The 16,625-nt window shown below is 55.1% G+C and carries 15 protein-coding genes; 14 read left to right on the top strand and 1 reads right to left on the bottom strand.

All coding sequences use genetic code 11. The features are described 5' to 3' along the window. Positions 1–119 precede the first annotated feature (119 nt). The 5 genes from ACP86_RS11960 (at position 120) to ACP86_RS23255 (ending at position 4,818) form a co-directional block, all read left to right on the top strand. A complete protein-coding gene (locus ACP86_RS11960; RefSeq protein WP_053114056.1) occupies positions 120–935 on the top strand; it encodes a CoA transferase subunit A in 816 nt (271 codons plus the stop codon). Next, positions 935–1,711 carry a CoA-transferase subunit beta gene (locus ACP86_RS11955; protein ID WP_053114054.1) on the top strand — a complete coding sequence of 259 codons (777 nt, stop codon included), beginning with the start codon at positions 935–937 and terminating at the stop codon, positions 1,709–1,711. The genes ACP86_RS11960 and ACP86_RS11955 overlap by 1 nt, the downstream gene beginning before the upstream one ends. A gap of 5 nt (positions 1,712–1,716) precedes the next feature. Continuing rightward, the gene (gene pcaF / locus ACP86_RS11950) at positions 1,717–2,922 is read left to right on the top strand and encodes a 3-oxoadipyl-CoA thiolase (protein ID WP_286855395.1); all 1,206 of its coding nucleotides are present in this window, start codon (positions 1,717–1,719) and stop codon (positions 2,920–2,922) included. Between the two features lie 14 nt (positions 2,923–2,936). Continuing rightward, entirely contained in the window at positions 2,937–3,725 is a 789-nt protein-coding gene (locus tag ACP86_RS11945; RefSeq protein ID WP_053114051.1) for an alpha/beta fold hydrolase, read from the top strand. A 271-nt stretch (positions 3,726–3,996) separates the two neighbouring features. Further along, the gene (locus ACP86_RS23255; protein ID WP_286855390.1) at positions 3,997–4,818 is read left to right on the top strand and encodes a methyl-accepting chemotaxis protein; all 822 of its coding nucleotides are present in this window, start codon (positions 3,997–3,999) and stop codon (positions 4,816–4,818) included. A 53-nt stretch (positions 4,819–4,871) separates the two neighbouring features. Here ACP86_RS23255 and ACP86_RS11935 read toward each other — a convergent pair whose 3' ends face one another. Next, on the bottom strand, positions 4,872–6,770 hold the full coding sequence (locus ACP86_RS11935) for a sigma-54-dependent Fis family transcriptional regulator (RefSeq protein ID WP_053114047.1): 1,899 nt from the start codon (positions 6,768–6,770) through the stop codon (positions 4,872–4,874). A 329-nt stretch (positions 6,771–7,099) separates the two neighbouring features. Between ACP86_RS11935 and ACP86_RS11930 the strand changes: the two genes are divergently transcribed. From ACP86_RS11930 to ACP86_RS11890, 9 genes are all read left to right on the top strand, one after another. After that, complete coding sequence (locus ACP86_RS11930) at positions 7,100–8,011, top strand: transporter (RefSeq protein ID WP_053114045.1); 912 nt, start codon at positions 7,100–7,102, stop codon at positions 8,009–8,011. Between the two features lie 55 nt (positions 8,012–8,066). Next, positions 8,067–8,663: a gluconate 2-dehydrogenase subunit 3 family protein gene (locus ACP86_RS11925; protein ID WP_053114042.1), complete on the top strand. Its 597-nt coding sequence runs from the start codon at positions 8,067–8,069 to the stop codon at positions 8,661–8,663. 16 nt (positions 8,664–8,679) lie between these two features. Then, entirely contained in the window at positions 8,680–10,245 is a 1,566-nt protein-coding gene (locus tag ACP86_RS11920; RefSeq protein WP_053114040.1) for an FAD-dependent oxidoreductase, read from the top strand. A gap of 31 nt (positions 10,246–10,276) precedes the next feature. Further along, positions 10,277–11,737, top strand: a complete 1,461-nt coding sequence (locus tag ACP86_RS11915) for a benzaldehyde dehydrogenase (RefSeq protein ID WP_053114038.1) — start codon at positions 10,277–10,279, stop codon at positions 11,735–11,737. Positions 11,738–11,970: 233 nt separating this feature from the next. Further along, on the top strand, positions 11,971–13,146 hold the full coding sequence (locus tag ACP86_RS11910) for an ABC transporter substrate-binding protein (RefSeq protein ID WP_053114036.1): 1,176 nt from the start codon (positions 11,971–11,973) through the stop codon (positions 13,144–13,146). Between the two features lie 98 nt (positions 13,147–13,244). Beyond that, positions 13,245–14,108 carry a branched-chain amino acid ABC transporter permease gene (locus ACP86_RS11905; RefSeq protein ID WP_053114034.1) on the top strand — a complete coding sequence of 288 codons (864 nt, stop codon included), beginning with the start codon at positions 13,245–13,247 and terminating at the stop codon, positions 14,106–14,108. Between the two features lie 13 nt (positions 14,109–14,121). Further along, positions 14,122–15,078: a branched-chain amino acid ABC transporter permease gene (locus tag ACP86_RS11900; protein ID WP_053114032.1), complete on the top strand. Its 957-nt coding sequence runs from the start codon at positions 14,122–14,124 to the stop codon at positions 15,076–15,078. A 2-nt stretch (positions 15,079–15,080) separates the two neighbouring features. Then, positions 15,081–15,848, top strand: coding sequence for an ABC transporter ATP-binding protein (locus tag ACP86_RS11895; protein WP_053114030.1), 768 nt, complete (start codon positions 15,081–15,083; stop codon positions 15,846–15,848). Further along, positions 15,845–16,558, top strand: a complete 714-nt coding sequence (locus ACP86_RS11890) for an ABC transporter ATP-binding protein (RefSeq protein WP_053114028.1) — start codon at positions 15,845–15,847, stop codon at positions 16,556–16,558. The genes ACP86_RS11895 and ACP86_RS11890 overlap by 4 nt, the downstream gene beginning before the upstream one ends. Positions 16,559–16,625 lie beyond the last annotated feature (67 nt).

Raw genomic sequence — 16,625 nt, 5'->3', positions numbered from 1 at the left:
TAACAACTGGTGAAAATTTGTACTTGACGACCTAAAACCAATCGCGCCATTATGTTCGCATATTAAACTTATGTTCGTATATCGAACTTAATTTGCCAACATATGATGGAGACACTGCGATGGCTGAATTCCTCTCTCTCCAGGACGCGGTAAGCAAACACATCAGCAACGGCGACATCGTTGCGATGGAAGGCTTTACCCACCTGATTCCGTTTGCCGCTGGCCACGAAATCATCCGCCAGGAAAAGCGTGACCTGACCCTGATCCGCATGACTCCAGACCTGGTTTATGACCAGATGATTGGTGCCGGCTGCGCTAAAAAACTGATCTTCTCCTGGGGTGGCAACCCCGGCGTGGGCTCCCTGCACCGTCTGCGGGATGCCGTTGAGAAAGGCTGGCCAAACAAGCTTGAGATCTTGGAACACAGCCACGCAGCCATGGCCTGCGCTTATGAAGCCGGCGCCGCCGGGCTGCCGCTAGCAGTTCTGCGCGGTTACGTCGGCAGCGACCTGCCCAAGGTCAATGACCAGATCAAATTCATCGAGTGCCCTTTTACCGGTGAGCGCCTGGCGGCAGTGCCCTCTGTTCGTCCGGATGTAGCCGTGATTCATGCCCAGCGAGCCGACCGCAAGGGTAATGTGCTGATAGAGGGTATCGTCGGTATCCAAAAGGAAGTGGTGCTGGCCGCTAAGCGAAGCATTGTGACCGTTGAGGAGATCGTGGATGACCTCGGCGCCTCCGTGAACGCCTGCGTGCTTCCCTCCTGGGCCATCACCGCCATCGCCGAGGCCCCGAAAGGCGCCAAACCCTCCTACGCCCTCGGCTACTACGACCGTGACAACGCCTTCTACAAAGAGTGGGACGGCATCGCCCGTGACCGGGAAACTTTCCAGACCTGGCTGAAAGACAACGTGTTTGAAAAAGGAGCTGCGTGATGAGCCTTGAATTTACCTCCTCGGAAATGATGAGCGTCACTGCCGCCCGCGCACTGACCAGCGACATGACCTGCTTCGTGGGCATTGGACTGCCCAGCGAGGCTGCCAACCTGGCGCGACTGACCCACGCACCGGACGTGACTCTGATTTATGAATCCGGCACCCTGCAAACCAAACCGGACGTGCTGCCTCTGTCCATCGGCGACGGCGAGCTATGCGAATCCGCCCTGACCACCGTGGCAGTACCTGAGATGTTCCGTTACTGGCTGCAGGGTGGACACATCAGCGTCGGCTTCCTGGGTACCGCTCAGATTGACCGTTACGCCAACCTGAACACCACGCTGATTGGCGACTACCGCGAACCGAAAGTCCGCCTGCCTGGGGGTGGTGGCGCTCCGGAAATTGCCACCAATGCAAAGGAAGTGTTCATTACCGTCAAGCATTCCAAGCGTACCTTCGTGAAGGACGTCGACTTTGTTACCACCGTTGGCTTTGGACGCGACGGCAAGGCACGGGATAATGTACCCAACATTGGACGTGGTCCCACCGTGGTAATTACCGACCTGTGCATTCTCAAGCCTGACCCTGATAGCAAAGAACTGGTAGTAACTTCTCTGCATCCCAATGTGACTCGGGAAGAAGTGATCGATGCCACTGGGTGGGAAATCCGGTTTGCCGACACGTTGGAGACCACGCCAGAGCCAAGTGCCAAAGAGCTGGAAGTTCTGCGTGATCTGAAAGCACGCACAAATGCACATCATGCCGGTCAACAGTGAGAAATATCATGACTGACGTTTATCTCTGCCATCCTCGTCGTTCGGCGATTGGCCGTTTCGGTGGCACCCTTGCCAGCATTCGCCCTGACGACCTCGCCGCTCACATTTTTAAAGCGGTACTGGAGCAGGCTTCAGAACTCGACCCGACCGCTATCGACGAAGTGATGATGGGCTCCGCTAACCAGGCCGGTGAAGACAACCGCAACGTGGCGAGGATGTCTGCCCTGCTGGCCGGCTTGCCTACGTCTGTTCCCGGCACCACTCTCAATCGTCTGTGCGGCTCCGGCATGGACGCCGTGGGTACGGCGTTCCGCGCCATTCGTGCAGGTGAAATGGACCTAGTGTTAGCAGGAGGCGTGGAATCCATGTCTCGCGCACCCTATGTTATGGGCAAGGCTGACAGCGCCTTTTCACGTGGCCAGAAGATTGAGGACACCACCATCGGCTGGCGCTTTGTGAATCCCCTGATGAAAAAGCAGTACGGCATCGATTCCATGCCGGAAACGGCGGAGAACGTGGCCGAACAATACAAGGTGTCGCGGGAGGATCAGGACCTGTTCGCCTTCCGTTCCCAGGAAAAGGCCGCCCGAGCCCAGAAGGAAGGACGCTTCGCCGAAGAAATCGTGCCTGTGTTCGTTCCGCGCCGGAAACAAGACCCGCTGGTGTTCGATACCGACGAGCATCCCCGCGAAAGTACGCTGGAGAAGCTCGCATCCCTGCCCACGCCATTCCGCGAAAACGGCAGCGTGACCGCAGGCAACGCCTCAGGCGTGAACGATGGCGCCGCTGCGATGCTGATTGCCAGTGAGACCGCCGTCAAAATCCACGGACTAAACCCCATGGCCCGCATACTGGGCATGGCCACGGCCGGCGTGGAACCGCGCATCATGGGCATCGGCCCTGTCCCGGCGGTTCGCAAGCTGCTGGAGAAACAAGGCATCGGCATTGACGACATTGACGTGATCGAACTGAACGAAGCCTTTGCCGCCCAGGGGTTGGCGGTACTGCGGGAATTGGGCGTTGCCGATGGTGATTCACGCGTGAACCCTAACGGCGGCGCCATCGCCCTGGGCCATCCTTTGGGGATGTCCGGTGCCCGACTGCTTATGACCGCCGCCCACCAACTGCAGAGCACCGGTGGCCGCTATGCCTTGTGCACCATGTGCGTGGGTGTCGGCCAGGGTATTGCGACACTCATCGAACGGGTCTGAGCTAAGGAGCAAACATGGCTTTTCTAAAACACGACGGTCGCACGGTTTGTTATCGACTGCTGGGTGACAGCAACAAACCGCTGCTGATGCTCGCTCATCCCCTAGGCATGACCCAGGGGGTTTGGGACGACATGTTGCCAGCGCTACTCGAAAAATTTCGGGTACTGGCCTGGGATTTACCGGGACACGGCGCCAGCGCCGCCTGGCCGGAAGAATCCGACGAAATCACACCGGAAAACCTGGCGCAGGAAGCCATCGCGCTCGCGAAAGTGGCAGAGTCAGATAAGTTCCACTTTGTCGGAACATCGATTGGCGGCGCCATTGGCCAGCAACTCCTCAGCAAGCATTCTGAAAGGCTGCTTTCAGCCACGCTCACAAACACCGGCGCCGTCATCGGCACACCCGATGCTTGGAATACCCGCTCGGCCAACGTTCTGGAACTCGGCCTGCCGGCCATGGCGGTGGATATCGTGCCACGTTGGTTCGGCCCCCACGCGTGCGAAAAGCAGCCGGCGCTGGTGGAAGGCTGGAGCGTGATCATGGGACGCGGTGATGACCGTAGCTATGCCCTGCTGTGCGAGATGCTGGGACGGGTCGACTTCCGAGAGCAGCTGGGGCAGCATCAAGTGCCACTCCGACTGCTTGGTGGTTCAGACGATGTGGCCACGCCCCCAGACACACTCAGGGCGCTGGCCGACGTCAGCGGTGCAGCGGAGCCGGTCGTTTTGGAGCAGATTGGCCACGTGCCGTCGGTTGAATGCCCCGATGCATTCAGCCAGATTCTGCTTGATGCCCTGACCTGAGCACTTAGCGCGCAGACCAGACCGCAGCTTACTCCGGCCCTGGTCTGCAGCCAACCACTTCCGCGCTTCAGAATCTGGATAACTGTCTGCACTTTGCGGATAGGTTCATTCCGAAAAAAACCTTAGCGTTGCTCCACAATGCTAACCCTTGCCCGCCGGGAACAGTACCATGGACAACTCTCTCACATTAGAACAAGAAACCTCTGAGACCGGTTCTTCCAGAGTCCCAATATATGGAGCGTTCCTCCTGGCTCTCGCCTGTGCCGCACTGATGCTTGTCAACGCAGACACGGTATTCCAAACCACGCTTGCAGCCATAACTCTTGGGCTGACAGCTACTGCACTTATCCTGTGCGCACGAATGCGTCCGACCACCGTCACGATACGCGAACCGGTGCCAGCAGTGGAGTCCCGTCCCGAACCGGTTCATGAACCGGAAACGCCTGTGCCCGAACCGAAATCACCCGACCCCGTTCTGATCGGTCACCTAGACGACCTGCGAAACAACGTGGACATGATACTCGAAGAAATGGATGAAGCTGGCAAACTAGCCAAAGCGTCCGGCGCGAAGGTAGCCCAGAGCGCGAACAGCATTTCCGGGGCCGAGGCCTCGATTAGGGAGCTGGCTGAGTTCATGAGTCGTATCGATGACGTCTTCACTCAGTTGGTTAAACAGTCCGAAGAAATCGGTAGCATTGTCGGCAACATTCAGGATATTGCCAAACAGACCAACCTGCTGGCTCTGAACGCGTCGATTGAGGCCGCGCGAGCGGGAGAACACGGTCGCGGCTTTTCGGTAGTGGCCGACGAAGTGCGTAACCTAGCCGTTCGAGCGAACGAATCCAGCGAGAGCATCCGTGAAATCGCCAACAGCCTGAATTCGACCTCCGTGGAGGCCGGTAGCGGTATGGAAAAAATCCGCCAGTCGTGTGATCACTGCCTAAACCAGTCGGGGGAAGCCTTACAAGCAATGGAAGACATTCAGGCCGGAGCTGTCGCTCGTATGGAAGTGGTTCAGGGCATTACCAAACGCTTGCAGGTCCAGAGCGAGCTCACCCGTCAACTTTACACTGACCTCAGCACTGAGCATTGATCTTTTTTGGGACGGGCTTCCCATGGCCGGGTGACGACCAACAACCTAAGTTTTCACTGAACGCCCGCATTGGCGACTTTGAGCCTCCGATACAGTGTCGCTCGACCAATGCCCAACCGTTTTGCTGCGCGACTGACATTCCCCCCCTCAATTGCCAGCGCTTCTTCGATAACGGCACGCTCCAGAGTCTTTAAGGTACCGCGTTTGCTCGCTGCCCTATTGCTTCGAACTGCCATGGTTGTCGGGGCCGCTATCTCTTCAGGCAGATGGCAAAGTTGCAAAACTTCACCGGGGTCCGCAAGTGCGTCTGCGTGAGTCAGGGCGTAGACGAGCTCACGAACATTTCCCGGCCAGTCGTACCGCATTAAACCGTCCAAACAGTCTTGCGACAACTCGCGACTACCCTGTGTCAGAGCACGGCATCGGTCGACGATGAAGCTTTGCAAATCCGAGCGTTCCGAAAGTCTTGGCAGGCGTATAGCCATACCTTTAATGCGGTAGAGCAGATCCTCGCGAAATTCTCCGTCCCTGGCAGCTTCCGACAGGTTCCGATGTGTTGCGCAGATCAACTGGAAACGGACCTGCTTTGGGGTAGCACTTCCAAGACGGGTCACTTCACGGGTTTCCAACACTCTCAATAAACGGGACTGGAGCGCCAACGGCATGTCACCAATCTCATCCAGAAACAGGGTGCCACCATCTGCCTGCTCGATCTTACCTGGAGCACCGCCTCGTCGCGCACCTGTGTAGGCACCATCGGCGTGACCAAAGAGCTCACCCTCAATAAGCGACTCCGGGATGGCCGCACAGTTAATCGCAACAAACGTGCCGGAAGAAAATGCGCTACCGTTATGAAGTGACGTTGCCATCACTTCCTTTCCGGTCCCGGTCTCACCTAGTATAAGCACCGGCAGCCCCTTCTCCATTGCTCTGCTTGCTTGGTTTACCTGACGACTAATTGCATGATCACCAAAATCTGTGGATTCTGGTACACGCTTAGCCAAAGGCGCGGAAGCCGTACGCCTCGTGTTTTTTCGCGAACCAGCATCGACCGGTCGTAGCGAGAATGACAGCCCAGAGTGCATCCTGGCCGTTATAGGGTGATTCCGGCCACGGAACCCATCAACGAGTGCCTCAAAGCGCAAATCAAACAAATCCTGAAAGCGCAACGTCCCATCCGTCGAGGCCAACCCCGTCAGTTCGCGCACCCGGGGCGACAATCCAAGCACTTGTCCGTCCGGCCCAAGCGCCACCAACAGGTCACTCGTGGCATGAGGATCACTCTGCTCCCACCCTAGACTAATCATAAGCCAAGGCGACAACATACCCATCAACTGGCGTTCAATCCTAGCTGAACATTGTTGCACTAAGGAAAGCGCGCTTCCCGGCTCCAACGGATTTCCACGAGTAATATCAATGGCCCCCAATACCCTGCCCATGGGGTCTACAATGGGAGAGGCCGCACAATTGAATACTCGATTTGCATGCAAGTAATGCTCGACTCCGGCAACTAGCACTGGACGACGCTCCAACACAGCACAAGACATCGCGGAAGTGCCAATATTCGCCTCGGAGAGATTGACTCCCTGTCGAAAGGCGTCATTAATCAGTGTATTGGCGCACCGACCCGAACGTCTCGCTGCCAGAGCAACCCCTTTGTCATCCGTAAGCAGAACGGAATAGCCTGCTCCATTAACGGTTTGGCCCAACTGTTCCAGCGGCTGGGTGGCTGCCTCCAACAAAATTCGGTTGTTATCCATCAGCTCTATTAAACCGTTTCTGGACACGGTGTCGAACTGAACACGCTCACTCACGTTTTTTCTCGCCGCGGAACAACGCTGCCAGGAATGAACAATGGCATCATCGATCAGGCCCGTTGGAATCTGACCATGCTCAAAAAAGGTTTCACGTGCCTTGGCACGCCTCTGGTCGGCAGGAATAAGTGCGCTCATTGATTTACCTCTATCGCAGGACTGATTATTGTCGTTTGATGCGACCCTGCGCTTTGGCCTTATTGGCTCTTCTTGTCATGTTCTTGAAACTTTAACACGTTCTTTAATAAGGACCGCCTGCAAATTCGTTGGCATGCCACTTACTGTCTCATTCTGAGACAGTGTCTCCCTGTTTCCCCGATTGAAACATTCATAGCCCCGCTTAACGATAACAAAACTCCCTTAATCAAATGATTTAAAAAGCCTTTTTTATAGAAACGAACTGTTGGCATGATCGTCGCTAACCGTTTTCGCGTTGACAACAACAACATGAAATTTGGAGAGCAACTATGCGATCGACCTCGAAGTACACACCATCAAAATCACTTGCTTTGGGCTCAACCCTGATGCTGGCCATGAGCATTTTCTCGGTTCCAACCCAAGCTGCCGAAATTGCCACTGACCCCGGCGACTACACACCGCTACCAGCAGGGGTAAACCTTGGGATTCTATACGGCCAATATGCCACCCGCGACGCAGCTTACGCCGATGGCAACAAAGTCCCCGCCGAGGCGGGACTGGACACCACCATAGGATTGGCACGCTTCGTCCACTACATGGACATTGGTGGCATTATTGTTGATCCCCAGATCATCGTTCCTTTCGGAAAGGTAGAACTGACAGAGCCCTTCGGTCCGCTTCAGCCGACCTCAGAAAGTGGTATCGGTGACCCGATCATCGGCGCAACTGCTTGGGTTCTCAACAACCCCGATGATCAGCAATGGGTTGGCCTGTCCGCTTTCGCATCCGTGCCGGTCGGCCAATACGATGAGAACAAAGGTCCAGTAAATATTGGCGAGAATCGTTGGAAAGGAATTTTTCAAGCTGCCTACGTGAAACATTTAAATTCCAGTGTAGTGCTAGACCTGATCGCAGAGTATTCAGTGTACGGCGACAACGACGACTTCCTCGGCTTCAAGCGCGAACAAGAAGATGCGCAGAGCCTGCAGAGCCATCTTCGTTACCTCTTGTCCAAGCAAAGCCACGTGGCAATTTCTTACTACCATTCGTTTGGGGGTGAAACCACTGTTGGCGGCCAAAAGCAGGATGACAGGGTGAACACAAATCGCTGGCAGGCAACCTACGCAACTTTTGTTAATCCGACTGTGCAATTGCAATTTCAGGCTGGCCAGGACATCGATGTGGAAAACGGATTCAAAGAAGATACCCGCGTAAATCTGAGAGTATTGAAGGTATTCTGACCCCCCAAGAACATGAACATGCCTTTCGAACACAGGCAATAATTCGGAGAACACCATGAGTCAGATGAGCGATCAAACAAAAGAAGCCATCGACCAGATCAATGGCCTAAGCCGCCGAAGCTTCCTGAAAGCGGCAAGCGGCCTTGCGGTTGCTGCGACAGTCGGCACCGGACTTCTGGGGGCAGCGCACGCTTTCGCCTCAATGCCAGAGGGCATAAATGTTATGTCCGCCAGCGAATATCAGGTGATGAATCGCCTGATGCAGGTTCAGCTGGCAAGCGAGGGAACCGATCTAGTTCGGGCAAGTGAAATCCCGGTCATGCAAACATTGGACGCCGCACTTATGGCTACCATGGCACCTCACATTCTCGAAGGCCTGAAAGGCGGCATCGCCTACTTTAATGACGGACCCAAAGCCTTTTATGGCAAACCTTTTGTGGAACTGTCCGACAAGCAAGCCGCGGCATTCTGTGACACTTGGGCCGATTCAGACGAGGTACCGCAACGAGCACTTGCTATGGGCCTGAAGAAGCTGATCGGGCTGGCCTATTGGGCGAACCCCCCGACCTGGGAGCCACTCGGCTACGGCGGACCGGTGACTGAAAAATGGAACCTGGTGTCTCTGGGCAATGCACCCTTACCAAAAAGCTGAGCGGCAGGAGTAGATCATGCAAGAAACAATCGAAGCTAAAACAATTCCTGCGCACGGTTTGCAGGTAACCCAAGCGTCAGACGTGACCAGCGACAACATTGAGCTCAACGCCGATGCTGTCGTAATCGGATCAGGTGCCGGCGGAGCCATTGCAGCTTATGAGTTGGCCAAAGCCGGCAAAAAAGTGGTCGTTCTGGAAGCCGGCCCTTATGTGCCATCCGAAAAATTTTCAGAAATGTTGGCCGTTTCCATGGATCAGCTGTATGCGGACCACGGCGGTCAGTCCAACTCCGCCGGTGACATATCAATCTTGCAGGGTGCCTGCGTTGGTGGATCCACGGTCGTAAACGCTGCCCTGTGTTTTCGAACCCCGGATTACTATCTCGACCGATGGGGGAAGGAATTCGGGCTGACCAACCTCACACCAAAGGTCATGCTGCCCTACTTTGAGAAAGTCGAAGAAAATCTCGGCATTGCACCCAACAAGTCCTTTGAGACCAGCCCTGGCGCCCAATTACTCAGGGGCGGCATGAAAAAGCTGAACCTTCCCGAAGGTAATGCCAAACGCAATATTCGCAATTGTGCTATGACCGGTTTCTGCTTCGCTGGCTGCAAATCCGACCGTAAACAATCCATGATGGTCACCTACCTGCCTTGGGCCGTGGCCTATGGTGCGACCATCTATTCTGACACACGGGTCACCCAGATCCTCGCAGAAAATGGCAAGGCCACCGGCGTATTGGCCGAGATTGTTGACCAGCAAAGCAAAACGGTAAAAAGCAGGCTCAAGGTCAACGCACCGATCGTCGTCGGCGCGGCTGGACCGATCCAAATGCCAATTCTGCTTCAGAAAAGCAAACTAGCCAACAGCAACGGCCAGGTGGGTAAGAACTTCGCGTGTCATCCAACCATGTCCGTGACCGGCATGTTCGAGGAGAACGTTGATAACTTCTACGGCGCCACCCATTCCCTATACATGGATAAACATGTAATGCCTGGGGATGGAAGCTACTTGCTGCTCGACGCTATCCAGGAACCCGTGGAGGCCAGTTTTCAGGCCGAGCCAGGCACTGGTAAGCCGTACATGTCCTACATGTCGAAATATCGCAACACTGTTCGTCTGATAACCCTCATCCACGATCAAAACGTGGGCGAGGTAAACTGGAAAGACGGCGTGAAAGAGATCAAATACTTCGTCGACGACGGTGATTTCGAAATCATGAAGAACGGCCTTAAGACCAATGCTCGGGTACTTTTTGCCGCCGGTGCGAAGCAACTGTTCATTCCGACATCCCACAAGCTGACCATCGACAGTGAAGATCAGATTGATGCTGTCATCGATGGGCTCGACAATGAGCCCGCCCGCTATCGCTACACCTCGTTTCACCCCCAGGGTACCTGCCGTATGGGTGCAGACCCGAAATCCACAGTGGTCTCTCCCACGGGCGAAACCCATGAGGTCAAGAACCTTTACATCGTGGATGCGAGCTTGCTGCCGACATCGATCGGCTACAACCCCTCGGAAACAGTTTACGCGCTGGCCCACTATATAAGCGACCAGATCAACCGGGCGCACACCTGATTACAGTCGAAAGCATTGAGGAGAAAATACCATGGATGTGCCAGTAAACCCTGTTTGGCAACAGAACCTTTTCCTGGGCTCATGGCAAAATGGCGACGGTGAGCAGATCGATATAATGGAACCAGCGACCGGGGAGGTGATCACACAACTGAAAGCGGCGACGCCTCTTGACGTTGACCGGGCCGCCATCATCGCCAAAGACGCCCAGAAAAAGTGGATGGCAGTCCCCTTTGATCAGAAAGCCGAGATCCTGCGCAGGGCCGCAGCCCTCCTCAAGGAGCGCGCGGAAGAAATCAACGGATGGAATACCCGCGAGTGCGGCTCAATCGGTCCAAAAGCAGATTGGGAGTTACAGGCTACCTACGAACAGGCTCAGATGGCTGCAGCCATGCCAATGCAGCCCAATGGCGAGATATTCCCGTCAAGCATTCCCGGAAAGCGGAATTATTGGAAGCGGGTACCACTTGGTACCGTGGGTGTTATCGCACCCTGGAACTTTCCCATCCTTCTTTCAATGCGTTCCGTGTTTCCGGCCCTGGCCATGGGTAACTGTGTGATACTCAAGCCGGATCCCAAAAGCAGTATTTGTGGCGGTGCACTGATGGCTCAGATTCTCGAAGACGCCGGACTGCCCGAAGGGGTGTTTCATGTTCTGCCGGGCGGCCCTGATGTAGGCCAGGCTCTCGTTGAGCATCCGCTGGTCAAGATGATCTCTTTTACCGGTTCCACCGCGGTTGGGAAAAAGATTGGCGAGATCTGTGGTCGGATGCTTAAGAAAGCCGCGCTGGAGCTAGGTGGAAACAATGCGCAGGTGGTTCTCGAAGACGCCGACCTGGACATTGCAAGTTCGTGTGGTTCCTGGGGCTCTTTTCTGCATCAGGGGCAAATCTGTATGCAGACCGGTCGACACCTCGTGCAAAGTTCGGTGGCAGACGCTTATATTGCTCGCCTGGCCGCTCGCGCCGGAAACCTTGCCTGCGGAAACCCTGCGCAAGAACAGGTTCATATAGGTCCACTGATCAACGAGGTTCAGGCAAAGCGGGTAGAGGGTATCGTCAACCGCTCTGTCGAAATGGGCGCACGCATAGTCGTCGGCGGCAGACGTAATGGCAACTACTATGAGCCCACAGTTATAGCCGACGTCACCTCGGACATGCCAGTCTTCTCCGAGGAAGTCTTCGGGCCTGTAGCACCAGTGATGACCTTCGACTCGGATTCAGAAGCTCGTGATCTGGTCAATGAGTCTCCCTATGGTTTGGCTGCAGCGATTCATTCAGGCTCGACAGAACGAGCACTGAAGATTGCCAATCAAATCCAGGTTGGGATGATTCATATCAACGATCAAACTGTAAACAACGAGTTCCAGGTACCCTTTGGCGGCATGGGCAGCTCGGGTAACAGCGGCCGCTTTGGTGGTCCAGCCAACATTGAAGAATTCACCACCAGCCAATGGGTGAGCGTGATGGAAGAGGGTATGCAGTATCCTTTTTGAACCATGAGCTCGCCTGTCATTTCTTGTTGAGCGTCGGTTCCCGCTGGGAACGATCTGCCCTTGCCTGAAGAACGCCCGGTTCTTCAGGCTTTTTTATCGACCAAGCTACTGAATTTGGAAGGTCTCGCAATACCTCTGCAATAACCGGACACGCCTATGCAGAAAACGGATATCTCTGCAGCCCCCACACGCCTCTAATGACAGAACCCACAACAACAATCTGAGGTGTTGAAATGAGCAAGATCAAAACGCTTGCCGGTGCTGTACTGGCAACCACCCTTACCGCCGGGCTCTCAACCTCTGCCCTAGCGGCCGCTGGTGACCCGGTAAAGATCGGTGTCATGCTTCCGTTCAGCGGCATTTACGCACAACTTGGTGAAGCCGGCCGAGATGGCCTGAAGCTCGCTCTGAAAGAGCATGCCGAAAAACTTCACGGATCAAAAGTTGAGTTCATCGAGCTTGATACTGAAGCAAAGCCTTCACGCGCTCCAGAGCTCGCATCTTCGCTGTTGAACCAGCACGAAGCAGATTTCGTTATTGGCCCGGTTCACTCCGGCGTTGCCATGGGCATGATCAAAATGCTGCGCGGTAAAGATACCATTATGATTATCCCCAACGCGGGTTCTGCTGCGGCGACCGGTCCTCTTTGCTCTCCGAATGTATTCCGCACCTCCTTCTCATCCTGGCAGCCATCCTACCCCATGGGCAAAGTGGCGCTTGAAAAGGGCTACAAGAAAGTTTATGCGATCAGTTGGAACTACGGCATGGGCCGCGAGAGTCTCGACGCCTTCGAAGAGTCCTTCACCGCGGGTGGGGGTGAGATTGTCGAGAAAGTATTGCTGCCTTTCCCGTCCACAAATTTCCAGTCCCATGTCAGCGACATAGCTGACGAAAATCCTGACGCGGTGTTCACATTCTTCGCCGGCGGTGGCGCCATCAAGTTCGTGAAGGATTACGACGCCATGGGCCTACGCGGCAAGATTCCGCTGATGGGCTCCGGCTTCCTCACCGAAGGTACACTGCAGGCACAAGGTGATGCTGCCGAAGGCGTGATGACTGGGCTGCACTACGCTGAACAGTTGGACGTTCCGAAGAACCGGGAGTTCCGGGAGGCCTTCAACACCGAGTATGGCCACTACCCGGATATCTACGCCGTTCAAGGGTATGACGCAGGGCAGGCCATCGCCAACACCATCGACCAGCTTGAAGGTGATATTTCAGACAAGCAGGCCGTGATCAGCACCATGGAAAAGTTGACCATCGACAGCCCGCGTGGGGAATTCACCTTCTCCAAGGCACATAACCCGATTCAGAACATCTACCTGCGGGAAGTGAAAGATGGCGTGAACGTGGTGCAGAGTATCGCCGCCGAAGCGCTGGAAGATCCCGCCCGTGGCTGCAAACTCTGAGCACGGGCTCTGTTACCCCCCGGCAAGAGCCGGGGGCTTACCTGAAGCTCCCTGCCCACACCTGAATTGACTTATCCGTAAAACCGTTGGGTATTACTATGTCTACCGAACTTTTCTTCGTGCAACTTATTAATGGCCTCCAGTATGGGTTGCTTCTTTTCCTGATCGCTTCCGGCCTGACCCTGGTGTTCGGCGTCATGGGCATCCTTAATCTGGCCCATGGTTCCATGTACATGGTCGGCGCCTATCTGGTGTGGTACTTCGTCGCTGTGACCGGCAGCTTTACGGTATCGGCCATTCTGTCGGCAGTGATCGCGCTTGGCCTGGGCATACTCATCGAGCGGGCATTGATCCAGCGACTCTATAACCGCAATCACCTGGACCAGGTACTGCTGACCATAGGCATGATCTTCGTGTTCAACGCTTTGCAAAGCATTCTCTGGGGCAATGATCCCTATGGCGTTGCCGTTCCGGAAGCACTGAGCGGTTCGGTGCCTTTTACCGACAACTCAAGCTATCCGGTGTATCGCATCTTCGCTGCAATGGTCTGCATAGCCATCGCCGCTGCCCTGTACTTCGTGGTGAGCAAAACCCGGCTGGGCATGTTGATTCGCGCCGGCGAATCTAACCGTGAAATGGTAGAAGCTCTCGGAGTCAACATCAAAAGCCTCTACACCATCGTGTTCGCGATTGGAGTCATGCTAGCCGCTGTTTCGGGCATCATCGCCGCACCTATGCGTTCCATTGTTCCCGGCATGGGCGAAAGTGTGTTGATCACCTGCTTTGTCGTAGTGGTCATAGGAGGCATGGGCTCGATTAAGGGCGCCTTCGTGGGAGCCCTGCTGGTCGGTGTTATCAGCACTTTTGCTGCGGTTCTAATACCGACCATGTCCAACATGATTATCTACATCTTTATGATCCTGGTGCTGCTGGTGAAGCCCCAGGGCCTGTTCGCCAAGTAAGCGGGAGCCGAACATGATTTTCGAAAAACGCACCGAACGGATTTTCCTGGCGATCTTCTTTATCATCGCCCTCTGTATTCCCCTTTTCCTGGAGGAGAACTCCTTCTTCGTGGGCAAAGCCACCACCATCCTGATTTTGGCGGTGTTTGTGATGTCTCTGGACTTCCTGGTTGGGCGAGTTGGCCTGGTCACCTTGGGTCACGCCCTCTTCTATGGCCTTGGCGGCTATTTATTCGTCATCCTCACGCCGGAGTATGAGGCAGTCAATTTCTGGATCTACGCCTTTTACATTATGGGGCTTAATGCCCTGATTGCGCTGGTGATCGGTGCGGTGGTGCTACGCACCTCCGGAATCTACTTCATCATGATCACCCTGGCCATCTCTCAGATGGCCTATTACTACTTCTTCGATTCCCTGGAGTTCGGCGGCAACGACGGTCTGTTTATCTTCATGAAGCCGGAAACCAGTATCTTCGGACTGAGCTTCCTGAACCTGGACAACCCCACCCACTTCTATTACCTGGCATTGCTGGCGGTGCTGGTCACCCTGCTGGCCATCAAAATCATCCTGCGTTCGCGCTTCGGCCGCATCGTCGAAGCCAGCCGCCTGAACCCGGAACGTACCGCGGCGCTGGGCTACAACATCTTTGCCTTCCGCCTGATCAGCTACGTCATTGGCAGCACCCTGGCGGCCTACGCCGGTTTGCTGTTTGCCCTGCAGTACGGCTATGTAAACCCGCAATTCATGACCTGGGAAATGTCTGGAACAGCGCTGGTGATGTCCATCCTCGGCGGGATGGGCACGATCTACGGCGCCATTATCGGCACCATAACCTATGAAGGTCTGCAGTATTTCTTTGAGCACATGAGCGAAGACTGGATGCTGTTTATGGGCGGCGCCATCATCCTGATGGTCCTGCTGCTGCGCAAAGGCCTGGCCGGATACCTTGAAAAGCTGCTGGAGAAATAATCATGGCCAACGACATCATTCTGGAAACCGAATCCCTCAGTAAACACTGGGGCGGCATCAAGGCACTCAACGACATTTCCCTGCAGTTTCATGATCGACAACTGCACGGCGTGGTCGGCCCGAACGGCGCCGGCAAGAGCACGCTGTTGAATATGCTGTGCGGCACCCTGCAGCCAACCAGCGGATGCATCTTCCACAAGGGCGAGCAGATTGAAGGCATGAAGCCGTGGAAATTCGTGCGCCGGGGCATCGGCCGCAGCTTCCAGAAAACCAACATCTACGCCGATGTCACCTGCCTGGAAAACTGCGCGGTGGCGGCTCAGCGCCGATTTGCGGGTAGCTTCAATTTGTTCGCGTCGCGTCATTCCAACAAGCTGGTTCAGGAAGCCGCTGAAAAGGCTTTATGTCAGGTGGGGCTCGAAAGCCGCATCCATACCGTTGCGGCGGAAATTTCATACGGAGAGCAGCGCCAGCTCGAACTGGCCATGGTGCTGGCAACCGATCCGTGCATCCTCCTTCTGGATGAGCCCATGGCTGGCATGGGCCACGAAGAATCTCAGCGCATTATCGCGCTGCTGAACGAGCTCAAACAGACCTACTGCATTGTGCTGGTGGAGCACGACATGGACGCAATTTTTGAGCTGTCCGACCAACTAACCGTGCTGGATAACGGCACCCACCTGATTACTGGCACCGTGGATGAAGTTCGCAACGAGCCCCGTGTGAAAGAAGCCTACCTGGGCAAGGAAGACGAGGAGGAAGCAGCATGAGCAACAGCCTTCTAGCAGTTAAGAATCTCAATACACTCTATGGCCGCAGCCACATCCTCCACGACCTGTCCTTCAAGCTTGAGAAAGGGCAATCCATGAGCTTGATGGGACGCAATGGCATGGGCAAGACCACCACGCTTAAGTCCATTCTTGGCATCGTGCCACCCCGCAGTGGTCATGTTTACTTTGACGGACAGGACATTAGTAACCTGCCGACATGGAAGCGGATGAGAAGGGACATTGCCTACGTTCCCGAGGGCCGGGGCATGTTCCACAACCTTACGGTGAAAGAACACTTACAAATGGCCGCACGCCCGGACAGCAATGGAAAATCCGGCTGGGACTTCGACCGAGTTATGGCGACTTTCCCGCGCCTTCAGGAGCGCTTGTCTAATTTAGGAACGGAACTCTCTGGGGGTGAGCAGCAGATGCTGGCGATCGGACGGGCGCTGGTCACCAATCCGAGACTGATGATTCTTGACGAAGCCACCGAGGGCCTTGCACCGCTGATCCGAGAGGACATATGGAAGGTTATCGCAACCATTCGCGAGTCCGGCATTTCCACATTGATCGTGGACAAGAACATCAAGGCCCTGAAGAGGCTCTGTGACCGTCATGTGGTTATTGTAAAAGGAAAAGTTCATTTCGACGGCAGCTCTGAGGAGCTGGACCAAAACCTGGAAAAAGTCGAAACCGCACTCAGCGTGTAAATTTACAGAAAACGGATAGGGATGTTCATTAACCGGATATTTGACCCCGCCGTAATAACCGATAGTT

Source organism: Marinobacter sp. CP1 (genome assembly GCF_001266795.1).
Lineage (GTDB): Bacteria > Pseudomonadota > Gammaproteobacteria > Pseudomonadales > Oleiphilaceae > Marinobacter > Marinobacter flavimaris.
Note: the sequence above shows the minus strand (reverse complement) of the source record. Positions and strands in the feature narration are given on the sequence as shown.

What these genes read in the sequence shown, in the direction of transcription:
- ACP86_RS11960 (WP_053114056.1), top strand. Translation starts at nt 120, where the DNA reads ATGGCTGAATTCCTCTCTCTCCAGGACGCGGTAAGCAAACACATCAGC.
- ACP86_RS11955 (WP_053114054.1), top strand. Translation starts at nt 935, where the DNA reads ATGAGCCTTGAATTTACCTCCTCGGAAATGATGAGCGTCACTGCCGCC.
- ACP86_RS11945 (WP_053114051.1), top strand. Translation starts at nt 2,937, where the DNA reads ATGGCTTTTCTAAAACACGACGGTCGCACGGTTTGTTATCGACTGCTG.
- ACP86_RS23255 (WP_286855390.1), top strand. Translation starts at nt 3,997, where the DNA reads ATGCTTGTCAACGCAGACACGGTATTCCAAACCACGCTTGCAGCCATA.
- ACP86_RS11935 (WP_053114047.1), bottom strand. Translation starts at nt 6,770, where the DNA reads ATGAGCGCACTTATTCCTGCCGACCAGAGGCGTGCCAAGGCACGTGAA.
- ACP86_RS11930 (WP_053114045.1), top strand. Translation starts at nt 7,100, where the DNA reads ATGCGATCGACCTCGAAGTACACACCATCAAAATCACTTGCTTTGGGC.
- ACP86_RS11925 (WP_053114042.1), top strand. Translation starts at nt 8,067, where the DNA reads ATGAGTCAGATGAGCGATCAAACAAAAGAAGCCATCGACCAGATCAAT.
- ACP86_RS11920 (WP_053114040.1), top strand. Translation starts at nt 8,680, where the DNA reads ATGCAAGAAACAATCGAAGCTAAAACAATTCCTGCGCACGGTTTGCAG.
- ACP86_RS11915 (WP_053114038.1), top strand. Translation starts at nt 10,277, where the DNA reads ATGGATGTGCCAGTAAACCCTGTTTGGCAACAGAACCTTTTCCTGGGC.
- ACP86_RS11910 (WP_053114036.1), top strand. Translation starts at nt 11,971, where the DNA reads ATGAGCAAGATCAAAACGCTTGCCGGTGCTGTACTGGCAACCACCCTT.
- ACP86_RS11905 (WP_053114034.1), top strand. Translation starts at nt 13,245, where the DNA reads ATGTCTACCGAACTTTTCTTCGTGCAACTTATTAATGGCCTCCAGTAT.
- ACP86_RS11900 (WP_053114032.1), top strand. Translation starts at nt 14,122, where the DNA reads ATGATTTTCGAAAAACGCACCGAACGGATTTTCCTGGCGATCTTCTTT.
- ACP86_RS11895 (WP_053114030.1), top strand. Translation starts at nt 15,081, where the DNA reads ATGGCCAACGACATCATTCTGGAAACCGAATCCCTCAGTAAACACTGG.
- ACP86_RS11890 (WP_053114028.1), top strand. Translation starts at nt 15,845, where the DNA reads ATGAGCAACAGCCTTCTAGCAGTTAAGAATCTCAATACACTCTATGGC.